General features: G+C 67.2%; 25 protein-coding genes. 5 read left to right on the forward strand and 20 right to left on the reverse strand.

Going from position 1 to position 23,317, the window contains the following annotated elements:
- Window position 1: 1 nt before the first annotated feature.
- From alr to rpsF, 8 genes are all read right to left on the reverse strand, one after another.
- Window positions 2–1,105, reverse strand: coding sequence for an alanine racemase (gene alr, locus AAHG03_RS02030; RefSeq protein ID WP_342148367.1), 1,104 nt, complete (start codon window positions 1,103–1,105; stop codon window positions 2–4).
- Window positions 1,090–1,902 (reverse strand): DUF29 family protein, encoded by an 813-nt coding sequence (locus AAHG03_RS02035; protein ID WP_342148369.1) that lies wholly within the window; start codon window positions 1,900–1,902, stop codon window positions 1,090–1,092. Before AAHG03_RS02035 ends, alr begins: the two co-directional genes overlap by 16 nt.
- Window positions 1,903–1,938: 36 nt before the next feature.
- Complete coding sequence (locus AAHG03_RS02040) at window positions 1,939–3,426, reverse strand: replicative DNA helicase (protein WP_342148371.1); 1,488 nt, start codon at window positions 3,424–3,426, stop codon at window positions 1,939–1,941.
- A 344-nt stretch (window positions 3,427–3,770) separates the two neighbouring features.
- Window positions 3,771–5,129 (reverse strand): hypothetical protein, encoded by a 1,359-nt coding sequence (locus tag AAHG03_RS02045; protein WP_342148372.1) that lies wholly within the window; start codon window positions 5,127–5,129, stop codon window positions 3,771–3,773.
- A gap of 485 nt (window positions 5,130–5,614) precedes the next feature.
- Complete coding sequence (rplI, locus tag AAHG03_RS02050; protein WP_137830957.1) at window positions 5,615–6,187, reverse strand: 50S ribosomal protein L9; 573 nt, start codon at window positions 6,185–6,187, stop codon at window positions 5,615–5,617.
- 35 nt (window positions 6,188–6,222) lie between these two features.
- Window positions 6,223–7,290 (reverse strand): hypothetical protein, encoded by a 1,068-nt coding sequence (locus AAHG03_RS02055; protein ID WP_342148376.1) that lies wholly within the window; start codon window positions 7,288–7,290, stop codon window positions 6,223–6,225.
- A 207-nt stretch (window positions 7,291–7,497) separates the two neighbouring features.
- A complete protein-coding gene (rpsR, locus tag AAHG03_RS02060) occupies window positions 7,498–7,752 on the reverse strand; it encodes a 30S ribosomal protein S18 (protein ID WP_091948993.1) in 255 nt (84 codons plus the stop codon).
- 2 nt (window positions 7,753–7,754) lie between these two features.
- A complete protein-coding gene (rpsF, locus tag AAHG03_RS02065; protein WP_342148378.1) occupies window positions 7,755–8,234 on the reverse strand; it encodes a 30S ribosomal protein S6 in 480 nt (159 codons plus the stop codon).
- Window positions 8,235–8,641: 407 nt separating this feature from the next.
- Here rpsF and AAHG03_RS02070 point away from each other — a divergent pair, with 407 nt between their 5' ends.
- A complete protein-coding gene (locus tag AAHG03_RS02070; protein ID WP_342148379.1) occupies window positions 8,642–10,036 on the forward strand; it encodes a hypothetical protein in 1,395 nt (464 codons plus the stop codon).
- Between the two features lie 40 nt (window positions 10,037–10,076).
- Here the strand turns inward: AAHG03_RS02070 and AAHG03_RS02075 are convergent, their stop codons facing one another.
- The 4 genes from AAHG03_RS02075 to AAHG03_RS02090 all read right to left on the reverse strand — a co-directional run bounded on the left by AAHG03_RS02075 (window position 10,077) and on the right by AAHG03_RS02090 (window position 13,959).
- Window positions 10,077–10,451 carry a PH domain-containing protein gene (locus AAHG03_RS02075; protein WP_342148380.1) on the reverse strand — a complete coding sequence of 125 codons (375 nt, stop codon included), beginning with the start codon at window positions 10,449–10,451 and terminating at the stop codon, window positions 10,077–10,079.
- Window positions 10,452–10,540: 89 nt separating this feature from the next.
- Entirely contained in the window at window positions 10,541–12,628 is a 2,088-nt protein-coding gene (locus tag AAHG03_RS02080; RefSeq protein WP_342148382.1) for an AbfB domain-containing protein, read from the reverse strand.
- A gap of 224 nt (window positions 12,629–12,852) precedes the next feature.
- Window positions 12,853–13,152: a hypothetical protein gene (locus tag AAHG03_RS02085; protein WP_342148383.1), complete on the reverse strand. Its 300-nt coding sequence runs from the start codon at window positions 13,150–13,152 to the stop codon at window positions 12,853–12,855.
- 123 nt (window positions 13,153–13,275) lie between these two features.
- On the reverse strand, window positions 13,276–13,959 hold the full coding sequence (locus AAHG03_RS02090; RefSeq protein ID WP_342148384.1) for an ABC transporter ATP-binding protein: 684 nt from the start codon (window positions 13,957–13,959) through the stop codon (window positions 13,276–13,278).
- A 222-nt stretch (window positions 13,960–14,181) separates the two neighbouring features.
- Here AAHG03_RS02090 and AAHG03_RS02095 point away from each other — a divergent pair, with 222 nt between their 5' ends.
- On the forward strand, window positions 14,182–14,802 hold the full coding sequence (locus tag AAHG03_RS02095) for an arylesterase (RefSeq protein WP_342148385.1): 621 nt from the start codon (window positions 14,182–14,184) through the stop codon (window positions 14,800–14,802).
- 4 nt (window positions 14,803–14,806) lie between these two features.
- Entirely contained in the window at window positions 14,807–15,379 is a 573-nt protein-coding gene (thpR, locus tag AAHG03_RS02100) for an RNA 2',3'-cyclic phosphodiesterase (protein WP_342148387.1), read from the forward strand.
- Between the two features lie 170 nt (window positions 15,380–15,549).
- Here the strand turns inward: thpR and AAHG03_RS02105 are convergent, their stop codons facing one another.
- The 5 genes from AAHG03_RS02105 to AAHG03_RS02125 form a co-directional block, all read right to left on the reverse strand.
- Window positions 15,550–16,389 (reverse strand): metallophosphoesterase family protein, encoded by an 840-nt coding sequence (locus AAHG03_RS02105; RefSeq protein ID WP_342148389.1) that lies wholly within the window; start codon window positions 16,387–16,389, stop codon window positions 15,550–15,552.
- Window positions 16,386–17,300, reverse strand: a complete 915-nt coding sequence (locus tag AAHG03_RS02110) for a diacylglycerol/lipid kinase family protein (protein WP_342148391.1) — start codon at window positions 17,298–17,300, stop codon at window positions 16,386–16,388. Before AAHG03_RS02110 ends, AAHG03_RS02105 begins: the two co-directional genes overlap by 4 nt.
- A 267-nt stretch (window positions 17,301–17,567) precedes the next feature.
- The gene (locus tag AAHG03_RS02115) at window positions 17,568–18,095 is read right to left on the reverse strand and encodes a DUF3016 domain-containing protein (RefSeq protein WP_342148392.1); all 528 of its coding nucleotides are present in this window, start codon (window positions 18,093–18,095) and stop codon (window positions 17,568–17,570) included.
- Window positions 18,092–18,307 carry a hypothetical protein gene (locus AAHG03_RS02120; protein WP_056239609.1) on the reverse strand — a complete coding sequence of 72 codons (216 nt, stop codon included), beginning with the start codon at window positions 18,305–18,307 and terminating at the stop codon, window positions 18,092–18,094. The genes AAHG03_RS02115 and AAHG03_RS02120 overlap by 4 nt, the downstream gene beginning before the upstream one ends.
- A gap of 262 nt (window positions 18,308–18,569) precedes the next feature.
- Window positions 18,570–19,094: a ComEA family DNA-binding protein gene (locus AAHG03_RS02125; RefSeq protein ID WP_342148396.1), complete on the reverse strand. Its 525-nt coding sequence runs from the start codon at window positions 19,092–19,094 to the stop codon at window positions 18,570–18,572.
- Between the two features lie 294 nt (window positions 19,095–19,388).
- Here AAHG03_RS02125 and AAHG03_RS02130 point away from each other — a divergent pair, with 294 nt between their 5' ends.
- The gene (locus tag AAHG03_RS02130) at window positions 19,389–20,279 is read left to right on the forward strand and encodes a hypothetical protein (RefSeq protein WP_342148397.1); all 891 of its coding nucleotides are present in this window, start codon (window positions 19,389–19,391) and stop codon (window positions 20,277–20,279) included.
- Window positions 20,273–20,563 (forward strand): STAS-like domain-containing protein, encoded by a 291-nt coding sequence (locus tag AAHG03_RS27080; RefSeq protein WP_412759703.1) that lies wholly within the window; start codon window positions 20,273–20,275, stop codon window positions 20,561–20,563. Before AAHG03_RS02130 ends, AAHG03_RS27080 begins: the two co-directional genes overlap by 7 nt.
- On the opposite strand, the gene AAHG03_RS02135 is transcribed toward AAHG03_RS27080, so the two are convergent.
- From AAHG03_RS02135 to AAHG03_RS02145, 3 genes are all read right to left on the reverse strand, one after another.
- A complete protein-coding gene (locus AAHG03_RS02135) occupies window positions 20,560–21,444 on the reverse strand; it encodes a helix-turn-helix domain-containing protein (RefSeq protein WP_342148398.1) in 885 nt (294 codons plus the stop codon). The two genes, AAHG03_RS27080 and AAHG03_RS02135, sit on opposite strands and share 4 nt — an antisense overlap.
- A gap of 206 nt (window positions 21,445–21,650) precedes the next feature.
- Window positions 21,651–22,958, reverse strand: a complete 1,308-nt coding sequence (locus tag AAHG03_RS02140; RefSeq protein ID WP_342148401.1) for a hypothetical protein — start codon at window positions 22,956–22,958, stop codon at window positions 21,651–21,653.
- Entirely contained in the window at window positions 22,948–23,193 is a 246-nt protein-coding gene (locus AAHG03_RS02145) for a histone H1 (RefSeq protein WP_342148403.1), read from the reverse strand. Before AAHG03_RS02145 ends, AAHG03_RS02140 begins: the two co-directional genes overlap by 11 nt.
- Between the last annotated feature and the right edge of the window lie 124 nt (window positions 23,194–23,317).

The following is a 23,317-nucleotide window of genomic DNA, read 5'->3' on the forward strand; positions in this document are numbered from 1 at the left end:
GTCACTCTACATAATCTCGAACATAACGAGAACCCAGCCCGGTCAGGATCTCGTAGCCGATCGTGCCCGCGGCGTGGCCCACGGTGTCGATGTCGAGGGCGTCCCCGATCAGCGTCGCGGTGCCGCCGCGGCGGGCCGCGGGGGCGTCGGTGACGTCGAGGATGATGAGGTCCATCGAGATCAGCCCGAGGATAGGGCAGGGCACGCCGCCGACGAGCGCGTGGCCCCGTCCGCTCGCCGCGCGGGGATAGCCGTCGGCGTAGCCGAGGGAGAGGGTAGCGAGGCGGCGGGGGGAGGGGGCGGTCCAGCGGGCGTTGTAGCCGCAGGTCGCCCCGGCCTCGACGTCGCGGAGCTGGAGGATCGTCGCCTCCAACCGCACCACCGACCGCAGCGGGTTCGGACGGCCGGGCTCGGGGTTGCCGCCGAACAGCGCGTAGCCCGGCCGCAGCAGGTCGTGGCGCGTGTCGTCGGCGAGACAGGTGCCCGACGAGTTGGCGAGCGAGGCGCGCGCCCGCGGGAACGCCGCGCGAATGCGGGAAAAGTCGGCAGCCTGGCGGGCGTTGAACGGGTCGGCGGGCAATTCGGCACTGACCAGATGGCTCATCACGAGGTCGATGCCGGCTTTTCCCATCACCGGATCGCCCGCGAGCGCCAGCGCCTGCGCCACGGACAGGCCGAGCCGGTTCATGCCGGTGTCGACGTGGAGCGCCGCGGGCAGGCGCCCATCCGAGAGGGCGGCCCATTCGGCGAGTTCGTCGGGATCGCCGAGGACGGGGCGCAAGGCATGCTCCGCGAAGGCCGCGCCCGCGCCGGGCGGCAGCCCGTTGAGCACGTAGATCGCCGCCTCCGGCAGCAGCGTTCGCGCCGCGATCCCCTCGGACAGGTGGGCGACGAAGAACGTGCGGCAGCCGGCCCGCGCCAGCGCCGGGGCCACCCTGGAGAGGCCGCAGCCATAGGCGTCGGCCTTCACCACGGCGCCGCACTCGGCCCCCGGCGCATGGGCGCCGAGCGCGCGCCAGTTCGCCACCAGCGCCGCGAGATCGACCGTCAGGCGGGCGCCGTGGCCGGGAAGAGCATCGGCGGCGATGATCAGGACTCCCCGCACACGGGCGGCCAGGGCACCGGCCGGGTCATGATTTCTTTGTAGGTGTAGGGGCACTCGGCCGGAAACGCGTCGTCGTCGAGGTCGTTCTCGCCGCCGGCTTCGATGCGGGCATAGCGGTAGGCGCCTGCGATGGCTCCGGGCACTCTGAGGTTGAGACTCGGATGACGCTCCAAGACTTCCTCGGCCTCAAGGCGACCGCGGCGGATCGATAGGTGCCAACTCCGGCTGCGCTTGTCCGGTTGATGATCCCAAGCAAGGAGATGCTTCAGGATAGTCCGGAACGCGCTCTCCATCGTGTCGTAGATCGCATCGCCTAAATCCTCGATCTCCTCGGCCAGATTGAGCAAATCGAGGGCGTCGAGCCGGCCGCGCCGGAGGGCTTGGGCCTGCTCGTAGGCCCAGGCATAGAGGTCGCGGTCGAGGTGATCGGGCCCCGTGCGGGCTTGTGCAGCCACGGCCAGCCGATGCGCCAGGGGCTCGGCGCGGCTCGGAGGTGGGGCGTTCGCGACGAGTGCCGCGAGGTAGCGGTCGGCCGGCCCGCCGTCGGGCGCCACGTCGCTGACCTTCGGCAGCACGGAGGCGGGCGAGACCGGCCGCCCCTCCGCGAGGAAGCGGCCGACCACTTCGAACACGCCGCGATGCAGGTTCTGGGTCCAATCCGCGTCGCGCAGGATTGCGGCGATCCGGCCGTAGGCGGCGGGCTCGGCCAGGATGAGGCCGACGAGCCCCTGCTCGGCCTCGAACACCTCGTTGAGCGTCGGCGGCGCGGGGGGCCGCGCCTGCGTTGCGAGAGCCAAAGGGCTGCTCCGGTGAGTCAGTGCTGACCGACCTTATCACATCTGCTCGGGCATCCGATCGCTCTGCGCGAGGTTCGAGAACCGGGTGATGTTGGCGTCGAACTGCAGCTCCACCGTGCCGGTCGGGCCGTGGCGCTGCTTGCCCAGGATCACCTCGGCCTTGCCGTGGACGCGCTGCATCTCCTGTTCCCAGGCGAAGAACTCTTCCGTGCCCTCGCGCGGCTTCTTGTTGCCGACATAGTATTCCTCGCGGAACACGAACATCACCACGTCGGCGTCCTGCTCGATCGAGCCGGATTCGCGCAGGTCCGAGAGCTGCGGGCGCTTGTCGTCGCGGTTCTCGACCTGACGGGAGAGCTGCGACAGGCCGATGATCGGCACCGCCAACTCCTTGGCCAGCGCCTTCATGCCGGTGGTGATCTCGGTCATCTCCTGCACGCGGTTGTCGCTCTTCTTGCCGGAGCCGGAGAGCAGTTGCAGGTAGTCGATGATGAGGAGGTCGAGGCCCTTCTGGCGCTTGAGGCGGCGCGCCCGCGCGGCGAGCTGGGCGATGGAGATGCCGCCGGTCTGGTCGATGTAGAACGGGATCGTCTGCATGTCCCGGGCGGCGTCGGTGATCTTGTAAAAGTCCTCGGGGCGGATGTCGCCGCGGCGGATCTTGTAGGAGGGCACGCCGGATTGCTCGGCGATGATGCGGGTGGCGAGCTGCTCGGCCGACATTTCGAGCGAGAAGAAGCCGACGATGCCGCCGTTGACAGTCTGCATCGTTCCGTCCGCCTGCTTCTCGCCGCGATAGGCTTTGGCGATGTTGAAGGCGATGTTGGTCACGAGCGAGGTCTTGCCCATGGCCGGGCGCCCCGCGAGGATGATCAGGTCGGAGGGCTGCAGACCGCCCATCTTGGCGTCGAGGTCGGTGAGCCCCGTGGAGATGCCCGAGAGCTTGCCGTCGCGCTGGTAGGCCTTGGCCGCCATGTCGATGGCCGCGGTCAGCGCGTCGGAGAATTTCTGGAAGCCGCCGTCGTACTTGCCGGATTCGGCGAGTTCGTAGAGCCGGCGCTCGGTCGCCTCGATCTGGTCGCGGGGCCGCGACTCGACCGGCGCCTCGTAGGCGCCGTTGACCATGTCCTCGCCGATGGTGATGAGGCGGCGGCGGATGGCGAGATCGTAGATGGTGCGGCCGTACTCGCCCGCGTTGATGACGGTGGTGGCCTCGGCCGCGAGCCGCGCGAGGTACTGCATCGGCGTGACGCCGCCGAGGTCGGCGTCACCGAGATAGGTCTTGAGCGTGATCGGGGTCGCGAGCTTGCCGGCCTTGATCAGGGATACGGCCACCTCGAAAATCTGGCGGTGGACCGCCTCCATGAAGTGCTCAGGGAGAAGGAAGTCCGAGACGCGGTAATAGGCGTCGTTGTTGACCATGATCGCGCCGAGCAGCGCCTGCTCCGCGTCGATGTTGTGCGGCGGCACCCGGTACTCGGCCTGGACCGCTTCGAGCTTGGCCGCGAGGGCGTTGGGCAGGGCCATGGCGTCTCACGCTCCGTTGCCGCGGCCGATCCCGGCCGCCCGTTTCCATGCCCGCCGGACCTTGCGCCGGGATGGTGAATTTTTCTTGTGCCGCCGCCACGGGACGGCGGCACGACGGACGCCCGAAACGCAGACGCCCGCGACTCCCAGGCCGGGAATCACGGGCACCATGCTGGAACGAATTGGGAACAAGTCAACGCCGGGGCGCCCCCTCTCCCCGTTGTCCACCGCCGGGGAGGATGTCTAGAGCATCGTCCTGGATATCGTATCCAGGACGATGCTCTAGGTTCTTGTGCCGCATCGGCTTTTTCTGAGAGCCGGTTCCCACCTTTCAGGCCGATGCTCTAGCTCCGTCCCGCGGGCGGCAGCGCCGCCGCATCGAGGGAAGACAGATTGATGCGCCCGGCATTCCTGACGGCGTAGGGCAGGCCCTTGCGCGCCCACGAATCGAACACCGAGCCGATATCAAGGGCGACGCCGCCCTGCCGCTTGATCAGGGCGCAGTAGTATTTCCCGAGGAGACCCGCGCCGACCAGAAAGAGCTGCCCGCGCAGGTCGCCCCGCGCCTGGATGGCGGCGGCGATCTGCTTGTACAGCACCGGGAACTGCCCCAGCCCCTTGTCCGGGCTCCAGGTGTAGTGGCCGGGCACGCCGATATGCGAGACCCGCTCGATGCCGAGCGCCGCCCGCAATTCGCCCGACAGGTCCCACGGCCCGATGGTCGTGACCGATCGCGCCGCCTTGGCGATCCCGGGGAAGAACGCGGGCATCCGTGCCAGTTGCTGGAAGACGTCGGTGCCGACGGCCTCCTCCGGCCCCAGCCTGGGACAGCGCCCGAACGCGAAATGCGTCGCGTAGCCGTAGGCCGCCATGCCGGACGTCACGCCCCGCTCGTGCCCCTCGAAGAACCCGGCGACCGGCAGGCCGACCCGGTCGGCCGTGTCGATGCCGAGACGCAGGAGGTCGCCGAGTTCGGTGATCAGCTCGTGCAGCCAGCGACCGCTGCCGTCGATCTCGTTGCGGATCGATTGCGGGCCGAACTGGTAGTACAGCACCTCGGACAGGACGCGGTTCTGGTCGAAATAGGCCGGATAGCCGAGCACGCGCCCCTCGCCGTCGCCGAGGCGGACGACGCTGTAGGGGATGCCCCGGCTCAGGCTGTCGAGGATGCAGGCCTCGAAGCGCTTCAGCCGGTCGCCCTCCATGTAGTAATCGCAGAGCCCGAGGGCGTGGGCCGAGGAGACGGCGTATTTGACGATCTCCGCGTAGCCGACGCCGCAGGCCGGCCCGATCCCGGCGGCGTCGACGGTCAACCGCCCCAGAGGCAATACCCGCTCGTGCCCGCCGATCCCGACCGAGGGCGCGAGCTCCTCGATTTCGACCTGGATCTTCAGGTCGTAGCTCGGCTCGGGCTCGCGCACGTCGAACGCGAAGAAGGTCGGCCCGTAGCTGTTGAGGGGATAGGCCGCCATGTGCTGCGTCTTGTAGGTCAGCACGACCCGCGCCCGGGTGCCGGACGCGGCCTCCGACCAGTCGAACCGGAACCGAACCGACAGGTTGTCCGACCCGGCCGCCCAATTCGTGCGTGCCGCCGCCAGCAGCACATGGTTCAGTCCGGCCCCGATCTCGACGGATTGCAGAGTTGCCGCGTTGGTCCGGTCGATCAGACTTGCAACAGGGATACCATCCGCAACGGCGCTCATTCTCTACTGCATCCTTGCCTAGCCACAACTTGTAGCCCGCGCCTTTGTCGGAGAAGCGCGGTCAAGCTATGCAGCGGCCACGCCGATCATGACATTAACGTATGTTGAAGGCGAGATGCGGAACCGCTCTCGGGAGCGTGCACTGTCGTCCGCACGGACGATGCCGAGAACGACGACACGATCCGGGATTTTTCGACAAACGTCCCGCTTCGTCGTCGATCGACATCTCCTGTTCCGCGAACGGATCAGGCAGCATCGATCATCCGAGCCGGAGGCTTTTTCGGGGGATTATTTTTGACGACGGTCACGCCCGGTCCGTCGATCCGGATGGGGCGGCCTGCGGCCGATCACGCGCCGCCCGGTCGGGCAGGGATCTAGAGTCCCGTGCCGCAAGGGATTTTCTCAAATCCGGCCCCGGTGCGCGACCGGGACCGGCATGGTCGTGAGAGGCATGAGCCGCCCCGCTGCGGGGCGGCCCGGCGGCATCAGCCGCGGTCGTCGGCGCCCTCGCCGGCATCGGCCAGCGCCTGGCCGACTTCGAGGCCGAGGTCGTCGAGGTTGAACTGCTCGCGCTCGGTGACCGACTCGCCGCGGGCCTGACGCTCGGCCTCTTCCGGCGAGCGGGCGACGTTGACGGTGACGTTCACCTCGACCTCGGGGTGGAGCGTGACCGGCACGGTGTGGAGGCCCAGCGTCTTGATCGGCTGGTTGAGCACGAACTGGCCGCGCTCGACCGAGAAGCCCTCCTTGGTGACGACGTCGGCGAGGTCACGGGTCGAGACCGAGCCGTAGAGCACGCCGGTCTCGCCCGACTGGCGGATCAGCACGAAGCTCTGGCCGTCGAGCTTCTCGGCGACCGTCTGGGCCTCGTTGCGGCGCTCGAGGTTGCGCGCCTCGAGCTGGGCGCGCTGGGTCTCGAAGTGCTTCTTGTTGTTCTCGGTGGCGCGCAGGGCCTTGCCGCGGGCGAGCAGGAAGTTGCGGGCGTAGCCGGGACGCACGTTCACGGTCTCGCCCATCTGGCCGAGCTTGGCGACGCGTTCGAGCAGGATGACTTCCATCTGACTTCTCCTTGAGTGTGCGGAAGCTTGGGGTCTCAGGCGCTGCCGCTGGGTCGCGGGCGGCGCCGGTCGAGGGCGGTGTCGGCGATGCCGAACAGGACCAGCGCCAGCATGGCGATGCCCTGCGTCAGGAACAGCACGACGTAGAGGCCGACCAGCAGGCCGAGCCGGCCGGGCCGGCCGCGGCTGCGGTCGTGGAAGGCGGCGAGCCCCTGGAGGGCGAAGGCGGCCGAGAGGGCGCCCATCAGCGCCATGCCGAGCACGCCGGGAAAGCCCGGCGCCAGCGACAGCGCGAAGGCGCCGACGAGGACGAGCAGCACGACGCGCGGCATCACGGTCGCCGGGATGTCCGGCCAGGGCCGGGGCAGGCGCCCGGAGATCTGGACGATGCGGGCGGCGGCCCAGAGATAGAGCGTGAACAGCATCGTGATCATCTGGGCCGCGAGGAACGGCAGGGCCTTGGCGAAGGCGTCGGCGACCTCGTTCGCGAAGTCGTCGGATTTGGCCGGATCGGACTTGGTGGTGTCGGACTTGGTGGAATCGGTCTTGCCGGCATCCGACCCCTCGGGCCCGGTCGGCTCGGCCTCGGTCGCGCGGGGTTTGGCGTCGCCGGGCGTCTCCGCCGCGGGCGGGGCGGGCAGGCGGCCCCGCTGCACCTGAAGCTGCACGACCGCGCGGCTCAAGGTCGAGGCGCCGTTGCGGAAGGTGGCGTAGTCGGGGGAGACGATCACGGCGAAGGCCACCGGGGCGAGCGCGGCGGTGCCCGCGATCCAGGCCAGCAGCCGCCCGGTTGGATACCATTCCAGCGTCCCGTCCGGCCCGGTCCGACCGAGCAGGGCGAGGTAGACCAGCCACCAGGCCGGGATCGCGGTGAAGGCCGCGAAGGCCAGCCCGATATAGGGCGAGACCACGAGGGTCAGGGCGAGCGCACCCGCGATCACGGCGGCCAACGCCCCGCGATGGCTCCAGCCCAGGCCGACGATCAGGATCGGGAGGGGGGCGAGCAGGTAGAGGATGGCGAGCGCACTCGCCTTCAGCACGACGCCGAACAGCAGCGCGGCCACGAGGCCGGCGCCGACGCCGATTCCGATGTCCCGGTTCATGCTCACGAAAGAATCCGCTGTCCCGCTGCGTCCGCAGGGTTAGAGGCGTCGCGTGACGCCCCAACGATCGGGCGGCCCGCCAATCGGGTCGCCCTCCTTTTACTGAGTTGCCTCGATGCCGACCTTCGGTCAAATCGAGGCGCCCGGCGGACGACCGCCGCCCCGCCGTCGCGCGGCGACGCTAAGGAACGCGTCGCCGCCCGGGCCTTACTTGATGACGTAGGGCAGCAGGCCGAGGAAGCGGGAGCGCTTGATCGCCTGGGCGAGTTCGCGCTGCTTCTTGGCCGAGACCGCGGTGATGCGGGACGGGACGATCTTGCCGCGCTCCGACACGTAGCGGGAGAGCAGCTTCACGTCCTTGTAGTCGATCTTCGGAGCGTTCGCGCCCGAGAAGGGGCAGGTCTTGCGCCGACGGAAGAACGGACGACGGCCACCACCGCCGCCACCAGCACCGAAAGCCATGATCAGTTCTCCCCGCCGAAGCTGCGCTCGGACCGCTCGCCGCGGTCCCCACGGTCGCCACGATCACCGCGGTCGCGGTCACCGCCGAAGCCGCCGCCGAAATCGTCGTCGCGACGACGCGGACGGTCGCCGCGGTCACGATCCTTGCGGTCGTCGCGGTCGCGCTTCTGCATCATCGCGGAAGGCTCGGCCTCCAGCTGCTCGACGCGGACGGTCATGAAGCGCAGCACGTCCTCGGAGATCTGCATCTGGCGCTCCATCTCGGCGAGAGCCGCCGGGGGAGCCGAGATGTTGAGGAGCGTGAAGTGCGCCTTGCGGTTCTTCTTGATGCGGTAGGCGAGGGACTTGACGCCCCAGGACTCGATCTTCTCGATCGTGCCGCCACCCGCCTCGATGACACCCTTGTAGGTCTCGACCATGGTCTCGACCTGCTGGGACGTCACGTCCTGGCGCGCCAGGAAGACGTGCTCGTAGAGAGGCATTTTCGGGCCTTATCCAACGACAAAGGAGGCCCGCACCGCGGGAGGGCGGAGTCGGGCCGGCTCAACTCGCATCCTCTCGGCGCCAAGCCCTTCGAGCCGTTGATGGCCCGAGCGGTTGATCGAAGGCGGAGACACCGGACGACGGGTTTTTTTGGAAGAACCCTATGCCGCGCGAGCAGCACCGTCCGTTCAGCCCCCGGCCGGAGCGGATACGAAGGCGGTGCGCTTAGAGGGTTTTTCGGGGGAGGGCAAGAGCAGGACGGAAGTCACCGAACTCGCGCCCCCTGAGCGGCCCGCGAACCGCGCCGCGTTTGGGACGCTGGTGCAAGAGATTGCACTTTGCCGCGTCGCGCCGGCGTGGGACTGATTTCGTCCCGACGAACACCCTCCCGCCCCCGCGAGTCCCGATGTCGCCCTCACGCTCCTGGGTCCTGGCCCTCACCCTGCTGCCGGCGCTGGCCGTCGCCCCCGCCCGCTCGGACGAGCGAACGATGTTCGAGACGGTCAAGGGCTGGAAGGTCGAGCGCACGGTCGGCGACACCAGCGCCAACTCGTGCCTGATGACCTACAGCTACGTCGACAAGGACGACGACGACGCCGCCAACGCGGTCGTGTTCACGCTCGACGGCGCCAACGCGGTCATCGTGCTGGGCTACGAGCACTGGGCCTGGGACAAGGACCAGAAGATCCGGGCGCCGTTCGCCATCGGCAAGAAGGTGATCAACGCCAAGTCGACCTGGGTCGGCGAGGGCGAGATGATGCACAGCAGCTTCCCGGTCACCATCGTCCCGCAGCTGATGGCATCCAAGACGATCGAGGTCCGCATCAAGGATGCCGCGGCCGAGTTCGACATCCCCGACTTCGCGCCGGCCTACGAGTCGCTGCGGCGCTGCAACGCCGCGCCGCCCCCGAGCACCGCTCCTCAAGCCCAGAGCAACGCGCCTCAGGTCGCGGAAGGCCCGAAGCCCGGCCCCGCCGCGCAGCCTCTGGCGATCGCCAAGCTGCAATTCGTCACGCGGCCGGCGGCCGAGTTCGGCGACATCGCGGCCCGCGGCTCCAACGCGTTTCCGGCGGGCGAGAAGATGCAGATCTATCTCGAAGTCACGGGCCAGACGATCCGGCCCGCGGCGCCCGGGCAGCGCAAGTTCGGGCTGCGCCTCGATTACGAGGTTCTGGCCGGCGACCGCGTGCTCGCCGGGCAGAAGGGGGCGTTCGATCAGGACTTCACCCTGGATGCGCAGGTACCGCCGGTCCCGACGATGTATCTCAATGCCGGCCTCAACCTGACCGGGCTGGAGCCCGGCGCCTACACCCTGGCCTACACGCTGCACGACAAGCTCGACGGCCGGACCGCGACGGGTTCGCTCCCCTTCACCTCGGTGCCGGCGCCCGCCCCGTCGTCGCCGACGCAGCTCAAGGCCTACTTCGCCGGGCTGATGTTCCAGCGCACGATCAAGGAATGCGATCTCGCGACCACCGCCCGGCAGCGGTCGGCGCTGGATGCCAAGGTCGCGGCCTTCGACCCGCAGCCCGCCACCGCAGCCGAGGAGATCCGGACGCACGTCGCCGCGGACAAGCCGAGCTGCCCGGACACGCCGGAGAAGGAGGCGAAGTTCCGGACGCGTCTCGGCCACTACCTCGATATGAGCACGGACGCCTTCGTCGCGTTGATGGAGAAGCAGATGGCCGAGCAGGAAGCCCAGGCCGCGCCGCAGCCGACGCCCCCTGCGCCGACCACACCCGCGCCCGCGCCGACAAACCCCGCGCCGCAGAAAACCGCACCTGCCGACGATCCCACCTGATGCAGGGCGGGGGCACGGAGCCCGCGGACCGGATCGAGGCCTATTTCAGCGAGCCGGCGATGGCCTGCTGGATTCCCAAAATGTCGGCGCCGCGCTTGAGCGTGCGCTGGATCGGGTCGGGCCGGCCCGAGACCCAGATCTTCAGCTCGGAATCCATGTCGAAGCTGCCTGCGGTCTCGACCGAGAAGGAGGTGATCGCGCGGTAGGGGACGGTGAGATACTCGACCTTGCGGCCGGTCATGCCCTGGCGATCGACCAAGATCAGGCGGCGGTCGGTGAAGACGATCAGGTCGCGGATCACCTTGAAGGCGACGCGCACGCTCTCGCCCGGCACCAGCACGCCCGCGAGCTGCTGATCGACCTCGCCCGCGGCGAGATCGCTGCCGTGTCCCAGAAGCCCGTCGAGCAGACCCATCGTTCCCTCCCGTTTCGCGCTCCGCACCGTCGTGCGGGCGGCCCGGTGCGGATGTGGGAACGGCCCGGCTCGCCTGCGAGGGGTGCGGGTTACGGGGGCGCGTCCACCGTCTCGAAGCTCGCCGCGGCGGCGTAGGCCTCGTCCGCCGACGAGGGATCGAGCCAGAGCTGCGTGCCGCGGGCGCGGAGATACGTACCGGGCCGCGCCTTCAGCGCGTAGGAGGTGCCGCGCCCGGACAAACCCGGCTGCAGGCAGAAGGTGGCGTCCTCGCGATAGGCGGTGCTGCGCTCGAACGGGCTCAGCCGCAGCCGCCGGCTCGACTGGCGCAGGAAGCGCCCGCCGAAGCGACGCGATTCGAACGAGACGCAGGCCGGGTCGGCGAGGCCCGCCCGCACGAGGAAGGCGCCGTCGAGCCGGTCGGCCGCCGCATCCGCGGGCGCGAGGCCCGCGAGCGAGCCCGACAGGCGCATGCGCAGATCGGGCATCGCCACCGGGCGCAAGGTGGAGAAACGCACGCTCCCGCGGGGCTGGGGCGGGGCCGCCGCCATGGCGAGGATGACGCCGCGCGACGGCACGCCGGCCCGGTCGAGCACGACGAGCTGGTAGTAGCCCGGCGGCGCGAGGGCGGCATGGGCCGGCATCGCGATGCGCAAGGTGCGCCCGTCCTGGGTGAAGCTCAGGCGCTGGTAGCGCTGGCCGGAATCGAAGCTGTGCGTCGCCGAGGCGAGGCCGATCAGGGCCACGCGGGCGATCGGGCTGTCGGCGGCGAGGGTCAGCGTGGCGCGCCCGCCGTAATCGAACTGGCTCGCGCTGATCGTGGCGAGGCGCGGGCGCGGGGCCGGCACGGCCCGGCCGTTCACGCGGGTGAACAGGGCGGGCGGATAGTAGATCTCGGCGTTGAGGTTGGCGACCGGCCCCTTCACGCCGCCGCCCGCCGTCAGCACCGTGCCGTTGGGCAGGAGGATCGCGGAGGAATGGTAGCCGCGATAGGTGCGTGCGCTGGCGCCGAGCGTCCAGGCGCGGGTGGCCGGGTTCCAGATCTCGGCCTGGGTGACCGCATCGGCGCCGTCGTTGTCGGCGTAGCGCGAGCCGCCGGTGACGAGGACGCGCCCGTCGGACAGCACCGTCGCGTTGGCCCATTGCCGCGGATGGGTCATCGGCGCGACATCGGCGGTGGTCAGCCGCGTGCCGTTCAGGTCGAACACCGTCGCCCGGTTGCTCGACGGCATCGGGTAGCCGTTGCTGTAGCCGTTGCCGCCGACCTGCAGGATGCGGCCGGTGTCGTACATCACCGCCGTCGAGGTCGGGCCGATGTTCGGGCGGGTGTCGGCGTTGGCAGGCGTCTTGAACGGGAAGGTGACGATCGCGCCTGCCCCCGTCGGGTCGAGCACCCAGGTCCGGTCCGAGGAGATGCCGAACACCGCCCCGCGGGGCCCGACCCACATCCGCGGATACCACCACCGATTGAGATCGGGGCCGAACGCCTCGCGGCTGCCGGCGCGGGGGAGGAGCCGCCAGCCGGAGCCCGGCTCGTAGATCTCGGGGGTCATCGAGACCTCGCCGCGCTTCAGGCTGCCGCCGACATCGTAGACGCCCGGCGCGTAGGGCTTGCCGCCGCCCGCCATCAGGGCGCGCCCGTCGGTCAGCGTGATCAGCGTGCCGTACCAGCGGGGGAAGCGGAGCTGCGAGACCACCGCGGCCGCCGTGCGCCGGGCCGGATCGAAGACGGCGCTCTCCTTCGAGGTAAGACCCGAATCGTAGCCGGCGCCGCCGGAGATCAGCATCGCCCCGCTCGGCAGGGTGGTGGCACTGGCGCAGAAGCTGTCCACGGCTTCCGCGTTCGGCAGGAGGGTGTGGGCGCCACTGCCGAGGCCGCGGTCCGGGTCCCAGATGGCGAACACGCGCCCGTCCTGGCGCTGCGCGCCGGGCGGGGCGCCGAAGGTCAGCACCGAGCCCGAGGGCGTCAGCACCGCATGCATGGCGATGAGCGGCCAGGGATGGACCGCCGACCACATCCCCCGCTCCGGGGCGGAAGCCGGAATCGCGAGCCCCGCCATCAGCGGGTCGGGCGCGTCGGGGATGCGGATCTGCGCGGATGCCGGCCCCGCCGCCAGCAACAGGGCGAACGCGCAGGCGAGGCCGAGACCGGCAGAGCGCGTCCCCCCACGCTTCGACATCGTCCGCCCCTCGGCTTTCGGAATTATTGTGCCCCGTATCCGTCGATCATCGTAACCGAACCGTCAATCTTCACGCTGCATCAACCTTAATCGATCGGGGCGGGATGCACGGCGGAGACTACCGATGGAGCGGATCAGCGCGCAGAAATGGTTAACACTATTGGGATTGAAACTCGTTTGGGCCGATTATGCGCCGGGCCGCGCAGGTAGGAAGCGAACGCAGATCATACCCCGAGTGTGAAGTTGACCCTGACGTGCGGCAGCCACTCGGGAAGCACTTGGCTCGATAGATCAAGGCTATCGAGTTGGCGCTCCACTTCATCCGCCTCGCCATCGAATCCAAATACGACCGGAATTTTGTGCCCTTTCACGGGTATGGCGCCGCACCACAGCCCCAGTGCTGGAACCGGTCGGTTGAACTGCCGGTCCCAGGTGTGATCGACCACCCAAAGCTCCCAGCCAAGCACCTCGATGCGATCCTCTCGGCACGCGGCGAGGAACGATGCCGCGTCCGCCAGCAGCACGCCCAACTCGCCATTCGCTGCATGGAAGGCTCGTGAGCGGACAACGGGACCAAGTGAGGGCGGCGATATCATCATGAGGTTTTACCGCGAATCCAACCGTCCGCGAGGAGTCGCAAGCGACCCTCACACCACCGCCGGCGTCTCGATGCGGCCGGCCCTCAGCGCCACGGTGCGGTCGCACAGCCGGGCGAGGCCGGGGTCGTGGGTGACGAGGACGAGCGTCGCGCCGCGGTCGCGCTTGAGCCCGAACAGCAGGTCCACGATCTGGCGGCCGGTGGCCTCGTCGAGGTTGCCGGTGGGCTCGTCGGCGACGAGAATCGCCGGATCGGGGGCGAGCGCGCGGGCGATGGCGACGCGCTGCTGCTCGCCGCCCGAGAGCTGCGCCGGGTAGTGCTTGAGGCGATGGCCCAAGCCCACCGCCTCCAGTTCCGCCGCCGCCCGGCCGTGCGGGTCGGGGGCGCCGGCGAGTTCGAGCGGGAGCGCGACGTTCTCCAGCGCCGTCATGGTCGGCACGAGATGGAAGGCCTGGAACACGATGCCGATGTTGCGACCGCGAAAGCGCGCCAGGCCGTCCTCGTCGAGGCCGGAGAGATCGGTGCCCGCGATGGTGACGCGGCCCGTATCCGGCCGTTCCAGCCCGGCCATGACGGTGAGCAGGGTCGACTTGCCCGAGCCCGAGGGGCCGACGAGCCCCACCGCCTCGCCCCGCTCGACATCGAGCGAGATGCCGCGCAACACGTGGACCCGCGCGGGGCCGCGCCCGAGGCTCAGCTCGATCTGCGACAGGGAGACGGCCTTGTTCGACATCGCGGAGGGACCGATCTTGCAGCCAGGATGGACGGGACCGAACGGAGGACGGCGGCCTTGCGCAGCGCGAACGACACGGCGGACGCAGCAGACAGGGGCTCTCCGTCCCGGCCCGGCCGGGATTCTTTTGGGACGCGGCTTGTCTCACGGACAGGCCGGGCGCGCGACGTGCGGCGCGGCCTGGATATGGGTGCTCTGCGGGGCTTACGAAGGGTTTTCGTGATGGTCGTGCTCGCCGCCGCCGCGCTCGGGGGCAGCATGGCCCGCGCCGCCGAGGGTCCGGTCAAGCTCGTGGCGCTCGGCGACAGCCTCACCGCGGGCTACCGCCTGCCGTCCGACGCCGCCTTCCCCGCCGTGCTGGAACGGGCGCTGAAGGCCAAGGGGCGTTCGGTCGAGATCGCCAATGCGGGCGTGTCGGGCGACACCACCACGGGCGGGCTCGACCGGCTCGACTGGTCGGTGCCGGACGGGACCGACGGGGTGATCCTCGAACTCGGCGCCAACGACATGCTGCGCGGCACCGACCCGGCGGTCGCCCGCAAGGCGTTGGAGACCATCGTCGTGCGGTTGAAGGAACGCGGCATCCCGGTGCTGCTCGCCGGGATGCTGGCGGCGCCCAATCTCGGCGCCGAGTACCGCGCCCGGTTCGACGCGATCTATCCCGATCTCGCGCGTGCGCACGGCCTCGTGCTCTACCCGTTCTTTCTGGAGGGCGTGACCGGCAACCGCGCCCACACCATGGAGGACGGGCTGCACCCGAACGCCCGGGGCGTCGAGACGGTGGTGGCCGGCATCCTGCCCACCGTCGAGAGGTTTCTCGACACGCTGAAGCGGGGGCGCTGAGGCGATGGCGCGGCTGTTCACCGGCCTGGAAATCCCCTCCAAGATCGCGCAGCGGCTGACGCTGTTTCGCGGCGGCCTGCCCGGCGCGCGCTGGATCGAGCCGTCCGACTACCACGTGACGCTGCGCTTCCTCGGCGAGATGGACGGCGCGCTCGCCGCCGATCTCGACGCGGGTCTGGCCGAGGCCCGCGCCCGCGCACCCTTCACCGTGACCCTCGACGGGCTGGCGAGCTTCGGCGGCGACCGGCCGCGGGCGGTCTACGCCTCCGTCGCGCTGACGCCGGAACTGGCCGACCTGCAGGAGGAGCACGAGCGCATCGCCCGCCGGGCCGGCGCCGAACCGGAGCGCCGCCGCTTCACCCCGCACGTGACGCTCGCCCGCCTCAACCGCGAAGCGGATGCGGGCGCGGTGGCGCGGTATCTGAGCGAGGCCGGAGTGTTTCCGCCGCTCGCTTTCACGGCGCAGCGCGCGGCTTTGTATTCGGCCCGCACCTCGCGGGGCGGCGGGCCGTATCTGGTCGAGGCGGCGTATCCGTTCGGATTGGGCGACGCGTTCGAGGACGACGACGAGGAATAAGCGCCAACCCCGTCCATCCCACCCACACCCTCATCCTGAGGTGCCGCGCAGCGGCCTCGAAGGAGGGCTCCAGTGGAGCGCGCGATCCCTGGAGCCCTCCTTCGAGGCTTCCGCTTCGCTCCAGCACCTCAGGATGAGGGGGAGGGGTGGGAGGGAGAAAAAGGCGTCGCTCAGCCTGCTTCCGGCGCCCCCTCGGCATCGGCCCACCCACTCCCGGTCCACACCCGCACCGTCACGATCGCCCGGCCGTCCTCGATGCGGATGCGGTTGTAGGCGTTGGGCTCGTTGCCGCGAAGCCGCGTCGAGGTGGCCGAGCCCGCCTGGACCGCGAGCAGCCGCGTGCCCGGCGCCTCGGCGATCCCGTGATCGACCGCCTCGGTGTGGGGCTCGGCGCCCGTCTCCGGGGCCGCGACGAAGCGGGCGTAGTGGCGGTGGAGATGGCCGGCGAGGGTCAGGCCGACGCCGTGGCGGCGGAAGGCGTCGAGCGCCTCGTCGGCCCGGCCGACGAGGCGGGCCTCCTCGTCCCAGGGCGGCGGCATGAACGGGTGGTGGCCGACCACGATGCGGAACACCCCCTTCGGCAGGCATGCCAGCCGCGCCTCGGTGCGGGCGATCTGCGAGCGGGTGATCTTTCCTTGCGACCAGTCGGTCTCCGGCGCCCAGGTGCGCACGGTGTTGAGGCAGATCACCGCGATCTCGTCGTCCAAAAAGGTCGGCTCGGTCTCGGGGTGGATGTAGTTCCGGTAGCGGCGGAACGGATGGAAGAAGCGCGAAAACAGCTTGAAATGGGCGATGTCGTGGTTGCCCGGCACTGCGACCCAGGGCGCCGCGAGCCGGGACAGGAAGGCGCGCGCCTCGGCGTATTCGCGGCGGCGCGCCCGCATGGTGAAGTCGCCCGACGCGATGATGAGGTCGGGCGGCGCGCGGTTGATCTCGTCCAACAGCCCCTCGACCACGGCCGGATCGGTGCGGCCGAAATGCAGGTCGGAGATATGCGCGATCCGTCTCACGGCCGGTCCTCCCGAGGGGCCTGCACAGGTACGATCACGGTGAGCGCGCGGGGCCGGAGGCGGTAGCGCAAGGGCGAAGCGATCAAGCGGATTTCCCCATCGTTCATCACCCTCAACGCGCGGCGGCCCGCCGAGATCGCGAGCCCCGTCCCCTCATGTCGTTCGAGGCCGCTCACGCCGCGCCAGTTCCCGGCGGCGAAGCCGAGCGCCAGCCGCGCGAGCCGCCACGGCGGCAGCCGGCGAGCGATGTAGAGCGCCAGCCCCCCGCCATCGACCCGCTCGCGCTCCAGGATCTTGCCGAACCCCTCGGCGTAGTCGTTGTTGACGACGCACAGCAGACGCAGGGCCAGCCGCTCGCGCCCGCCCCCGACGCTCACCGTGGCGCGCAGCCGCGGGTAGGGGCCGAGATGGCGCAGGGTGGCGAGCATGAGCCGCGCGAGCCCGAGGGGGCTGAGGCGCCGCCCGCGAAAACGTTCGCGGTGGCGCGCGACGCGGGCCGGCATGCCGATCACCGAATTGATGAGGAAGACGTGTCCGTTGACCTCGCCGAGATCGACGGCGCGGGGTCGTCCTGTTCGCAGGGCCGCGATGGCGCCGTCGAGATCGAGCGGGAGGCCGAGATCCTTGGCCAGCAGGTTCATGGTGCCCAACGGCAGCACCGCCAGCGCCACGCCGGTGCCGGCCAGGATCCCCGCGGCGCAGTTGAGCGTGCCGTCGCCGCCGGCCACCGCGACCGCGGCGACGCCCTCGCTGCGGGCGGCGCGCTCCAGGCGCTCGGGCAGCGGCAGGCCGGGATCGGGCTCAGGCGCGAGATCGAACCCGGCGGCGGCGAGCCGCGCGCGGATCGCGTCGGGCGTGAGGCCGTCCCGAAAGGAGCCCGACGCGGCGTTAGCGACGAGGACGATGCGCATGGGGGAGGGGGTCCGGGCGGGGGCGACGCCCGGACATGGCAGAGGCGGCTGTCGGCCCGATGACGGGCTGCGATGCAGGGCGGTGCCCGGCGGATGCGGAGCCCGGCCTACCCGCGCCGTCATTCCGGGGCGCGAAGCGAACCCGGAATCCACGACTGGCCGCGACGCTTGTCACAGCCGCGCATCACGGGTGGATCGCACGCCTCCGGCGCGCCCCTCCGGGTCCGGGTTCCGCTGCGCGGCCCCGGAATGACGGCGGAGGGTGTTCTAACCCCGCGGCGGGCGCCGCTCGGCGATGCGCGCCTGGAACCAGTCCCGCAGCAATTCCCGCTCGTAATAGAAGGTCTGCCCGGAGGAGGAGCGGGCGTAGCGCGTCAGAAAATTGAGGTCGGAGACCGCCTCCTCCGCCGACAGCACGGTGCGGCGCCCCTCCCGCAGGACGTAGCGCAGGCGGAAGCGCGGCGGGGTGACGTCGTTGACGACGCGCAGGCCGAACGGGACGCCCGCCCCCGGCTGGTCGAAGCCGGCGAGATCGATGTCGAGCACGTCGATGTCGAGGCTCTGGCCCGGCGCCAGCACGCGGGCGCCAAGGGTCTCGAACAGGCGGCGCATCTCGGCGAGCGTCACCCGCAGGGAAGGCCCGGAGCCGAAGCGGCTCTCGGCATCGGTGTAGCGCTCGGGCGCGACGAAGCGGACGTTCACCTGCCCTTGCACCGGCCCTTGGACTTCAGCCAGCGCCGGCAGCGGGGCGGCCAGCGCGGCCAGGAGAGCGAGCGCCCGGAGCGCCCGCCTCATTGGTGCGAGCGGTTGATGATCGCCTGCAGGGCGCGGGCCACCGGCTCGGTGACGGTGCGCCGGTACTTGCGGTGGACCAACTGCCCGTTGTGGTAGATGTCCTGCTCGACGTAGAGGCGCTCGCCGTCCCAGCGCACGATGTTGTCGGATTCGGTCGTCTCCTCGACGCCCAGATCCTGGCGGAGGATCGGTGCGCCGGATGTCGTGTGCATGGATCGCCTCGCGTCGGGTGTCTCGCGCCTCCCGTCTTAAGGCCTGCGGCGGCGGGGCACCAGACGGGGACGCCCATTCCCGTGACGGCGGGCGTCCGGCCCTGGCATCGTCGCTCCATGGCGGCATCGCTCGAAAAGCGATTGGCCGCATTCCGGGCGCGAAGAGCGCCCCGCGCAGCGGCCTCGGCGCCAGCCGAGGCGTCTAGCGGAGCGAACAGCCTAAGGCCGCGGACGCGGACGCCGGCGCTTGAGGCCAAGGCAACTACCTGACCGTCACCTGATCCTTGATCCGCTGGTAGGTGGCGCGGTTGAGCACGCGCTTCGACAGGAGCTGGTCGATCGACGTGTAGGGCCGGTGCGCGATGATCGTCCGGCCGATCGCGCCGCCGCCCTTCAGGTTGTTCAGCTCAGTCAGCGAGGCGGTGTTGAGATCGACCAGCGCGACCGCGGCCGGGGGCGCGTTCTCCGCCGCCGCCTCGGTCGGATCGGGCGCGACCGGAGGCGGAGCGGGGGCCGGCGCGGGCAGCGGGGTCGGCTCGCGCCGGGGCAGGGACAACGGCGCGGCGGGGGGCGCGGCGGCCACCGGGGGCGGGGCGGGCTCAGGGGGAACGGGTTCCGGCGGCGGGGCGGGCCGGCTCGGCTCCGGCCGGGCCGCGGGCTGCGTCGCGGGCTCGGTCGTCGTGGGCGTGGGGGTGCCGCGCATCCAGACGAACTGGACGATGCCGGCGATGCCCGCCGCCGCCACCAGCACGAGCAGGACGCGCAGGATCGCCGAGCCGCTGAGCATTCGAGCCCTCCCCCCGAAAGACGTTCCGGGCGCTCGAACTCGGCGCGGAACCGGCGCGACCCGCCGCGTCACGCTCTCAGGATGATCTTAGGGCCTTCAGGCACGGCGAACATATGAGGGGAATTGAGAAAAGCGGGTAGTGGGTCAGTTTGAAATTTCGGATGGGGCGGGGCGGGTTGCCTTTTTCTGTAGACGGACGGGTTAGGGAGCCCGAGCGCCGCTCCCCTCGGTTGAAGGGGTGACGGATACGCGTGCGATCCGCTAAGAAGGTTTTCATCCTCCAGCACGCGTATCATGTCCAGCCTCACCCTGTTACTGCCGGCGCGCTTAGACGGTCCTGGCCTATTTGGGCTTACGAAGCTTTTCCTTGATGGGTGCGGCGACCGCTTGCCGACGACTCTAATATTTGATTTTGCAGTTCTTTCGTTTGTTCGTCCGGCAGGTGTAACTTTTCTTGGCAATTTTATTAGATGGGCTAATAGCAGACAAATAGACACCTGCTTCGTGAACCATAGGCGCAACGTTCAGGCTATCAGATTTTTGGACGACTCATTATTCTTTGAGCGTTTTCTTGGTGAAAAGATTAACCCAGACGCTTGTCCGAGGCCGACGACACAGCCTCTTGTTGAGATTGCCAATGAATATAGCCATGCTTGGCTGCGCATGACATTGATGCCGTGGCTAACGGCAAGACTAAACATGAACGAGCCATCCTTAGCTGCATTTCAAGTTGCAGCTTCAGAGATATTCAATAACATCAAAGATCACAGTTCGATTGATATTGGAAGTGTGTTTGTACAGCACTTTCCGCAGCAGAAAACCGTCAATATATCAATTGCAGATTTTGGCAACGGTATACCGACTACGGTGCGCAAAGTGGCACCCGGCATAACCGACGAGGAGGCCATTGTCCGAGCGGTGCAGCGTGGATTTACCTCTCAAAGCGTGCCTGGGAACCGCGGTGCGGGGCTGGACTTTTTGCTTCAGACCGCCGTAGGGACCAACGAAGGCAGCGTGACCATCTACTCCCTCACCAGCTTCGTGACGTTCACGTCCCATTCATCTGGGATCGTACATGCTGGTGCGTCGGTTGATGGGTTCTGCCCTGGCACAACCATAGATATTAACCTTCGCACTGACACCATTGTTCAGCTGCCGGACGAGAGGAGGGATTTGGAATGGTAATTCGTGTTCTCGACTCTGTCCCAGCTGCGGACACGGGAGCGCAGGGTGCAATCATACGCGATATGATCGCGTCTGCGATGCGTTCTGGATCAACGGCTTCTGTTAGCTTCGCAGGCATTAACACGGCAACTTCGTCGTTTGTAAATGTTTGCTTTGTGGACCTGTTAGCGCATTACACCCTTGACGATATCAAGCGCAAAGTAAAAATAATCAACTCCACATCGCAGATCAATGACATGATTAAAGGACGCCTCATCCAAGCCGCGTCTTTAGAGGCGGCCTAAGCTTCTTCGCGCGATTGCTTTTTATAAGGACCGCGCTTCCCCGGTTTGGCGTCGAACAGCTCTACGACTCGGACAATGTGATCAATTGTCCAGAGCGTGTCCGTCACGCCCGCCTTCATGGCCGGGGTCATGCGGATGCCCCGCTGCTCCTTGACGAAGTTGTAGTACATCGCGTGGAGCGCGATGGCGTGAGCGTGGTTCTCGACCTTCTTTGAAAAGCCGTTCGTCAGTCGGGTGAAGCGGCGCATATGCATCCGCATCGTGAGGTTTTGACGCTCTACGAACGACGTGGAGACGTGATCGATGTCCGGGTTGCCGGTGACGGTGCGCTTCTTCACGCCCGTGCAGACCGGCGGGCTATAGCGACGGGGGCTGTCAGCCGCCTCGCCATACGTCTTGATGATCTGCGCGTAATCGACCTGCTTGCCGAACGCGTTATCGACGGCGGACAGGTAGGCGTAATGGCCGTCTGAGGTGATCTGCGGGCGCTCTAGGAGCCGGTCGCGGATGTCGAGCATGAACGCGGCGGCGTACTCAGCATCGCGACCACCGACCAGCCACGAGAACAACAGCTTCGTATCGGCGCACAGGGCCGTCCACGTCCACACATCCCCCGCGCCTTCCGGTGCGGCCTTGGCCGTGATGACGTTCTTCTCCTTCGCGTAGACGAAGCTCCAAATCTCATCGACCTGGATGCGGGTGCAGGGCAACTCGCGGAAGGCTTGGTTCTGATAGATCGCGCACGCCTCGCCCGCATCGGCGAGCAGCTTGGCGACGGTGTTCTTGCTCACGCCCGTCACCCGCGTGACCGCGCGGATCGACATGCCCTCACAGAGAAGCTGGAGGATGCGCGCGCGGTCGTCTGCGGAGAGCTTGTTCATGGCTCTCCTTCAATATGACCCTTATGCTTGTCAGTCAAGCATCAAGAGTCACTTTGGCTAGCGCCTTCCGAAGTTCATCCCGGTGGGACGCAACGACCTCTTGGGAGTCTCGCCGCGCCGCCTCTTCAGGCGGAAGAGAAGGGGCCATCACGAAGGTAGATGGCATAACTCGCTGATTTCGCTCATCGACTGACACCGACGGCGCCTCACTTTCGTGCTGTCGCATGACGTCCCTCCTGCTCCGCCTCTTCGCGTCTTGTGAAGAATCTTTGGTTTAGCTCAGACGGGAAATAATGCTTACGCTTGACCCAGACGAATCCCTCAGATTTGGATATTATAGCAACATCGACTTCCCCGCCAACAGTTTCCTGTTGACGGGTCACTTTTCTTTTGAGCGATGTGATTTCTATCAGCGATTCTGCCAAGGTTGCCATTTCTTGCCGAGGCATTGAACGGATCATCTCTTTGATAGGCAACGATGAATTCTTATCGATGAATTTATCAATTTTCGTCGTATAACTTTTAGTCATACTTTGAATAACACTATCCAATCTTGACATCGCAGATGACGCTTTAACTGGATCAGTAATCGTTGCATTCAATATTTCCCGGCATGTGTCAGTGATTATATCACTCACTAAGCCGTTGATGTAATTTCTGAAACGAGGATCAACACCATCTAGGAAGCTTTTCATCATATCATCTTGTGCAAAGCCAAGTATGTCTGCTTGTGGCGGCTGCCGTCCAATATCAACACTGTTGGTAGTGCTGTTTTTCAAGGCCCCGTTGACTATGCCATCAATCTGCACAGCTTCCAGTGAAGGGCAAATGTCTCTGTCTCCAAATCCAGCAAAGACGATACCGGTTCGGTAAGAAGAGAATTCATTCTTATTCAAAAACAATCCAGCATAAGATCTAAGCAACCGTTTCGTTTCTTCATTAGGAGCAATTTTCGCCATTAATGCATCAGCAAGACCATCAATGATGGCAATGTAAGATGAAGGCAAGCGCGTGCTCTTACGCGTACCAATGAAACTAAGTTTCTTAAGGCGGTCAATTTCACCTTTAATGTATGTTTGTGCAAATCCGTTGGTTTTGCTTTTATGGAACGATCCTCTAGTTAGTATGTCTTTGAGAATCAGTTCTTCGATATCTTTCGCGGCCCGCGAATAGAGGTCGTAAATCAATAAATGTATGTTATCTTCTTCATCCTTAATGCTGCGCGGGACCTCAGAATTCAGATAATTGAGAAAATCATTTTTGTAATCTGATATCCTATCAAACGACCTGCCTTTGCGAAGTCTTCTATACTCTTTTATTACGGTTTCTAGGGGCAGCCCCATATAATCCAGGCGACCGTAGATCATAATGCCAACCGGATATCGGCAACTAAGCTCGAATATTTTGTTAACTGTGTTGTAAATCTTCAGATTTGGGTACTGGCCGATGCTAACCGCACTATCTGCGGCCAGAGAAACAGCGGTTTTGTTTAGAATTGCAATTTCAGCCGTCATCCTTGCGCCACCTTGCGGTGGCGGCCTGACGAGCGATACGCGAGCGCTCTTCGGCCGACATACTTTCGGCCCGCGCTCTTCCTCCCTTCAAGCCGCCTCTTCGTGCGAACTCGGTTGCGGGAGAAATTGGAACAGCATTCTCAGGTTGTCGAGTCGATTGTTCATCCCCCGTCGCCACGTCCACGATGAACTTGGCGAGCTGGTTGGGATCGCGGGGGCGCTTGGGGGTGGTCATTTTACCGTCCACCCTCAATCGCGCGCGCCACTTGATGATTGAGCAGGTCGGCCGCACCCTTGCCTTGAAGTCGCGCAGCTTCTTCGTTTGGATACGAATTTGACGACCCGCTTTGCGCTGGCCC

The sequence above is a fragment of the Methylorubrum subtropicum genome (assembly GCF_038442325.1).
GTDB lineage: Bacteria > Pseudomonadota > Alphaproteobacteria > Rhizobiales > Beijerinckiaceae > Methylobacterium > Methylobacterium subtropicum.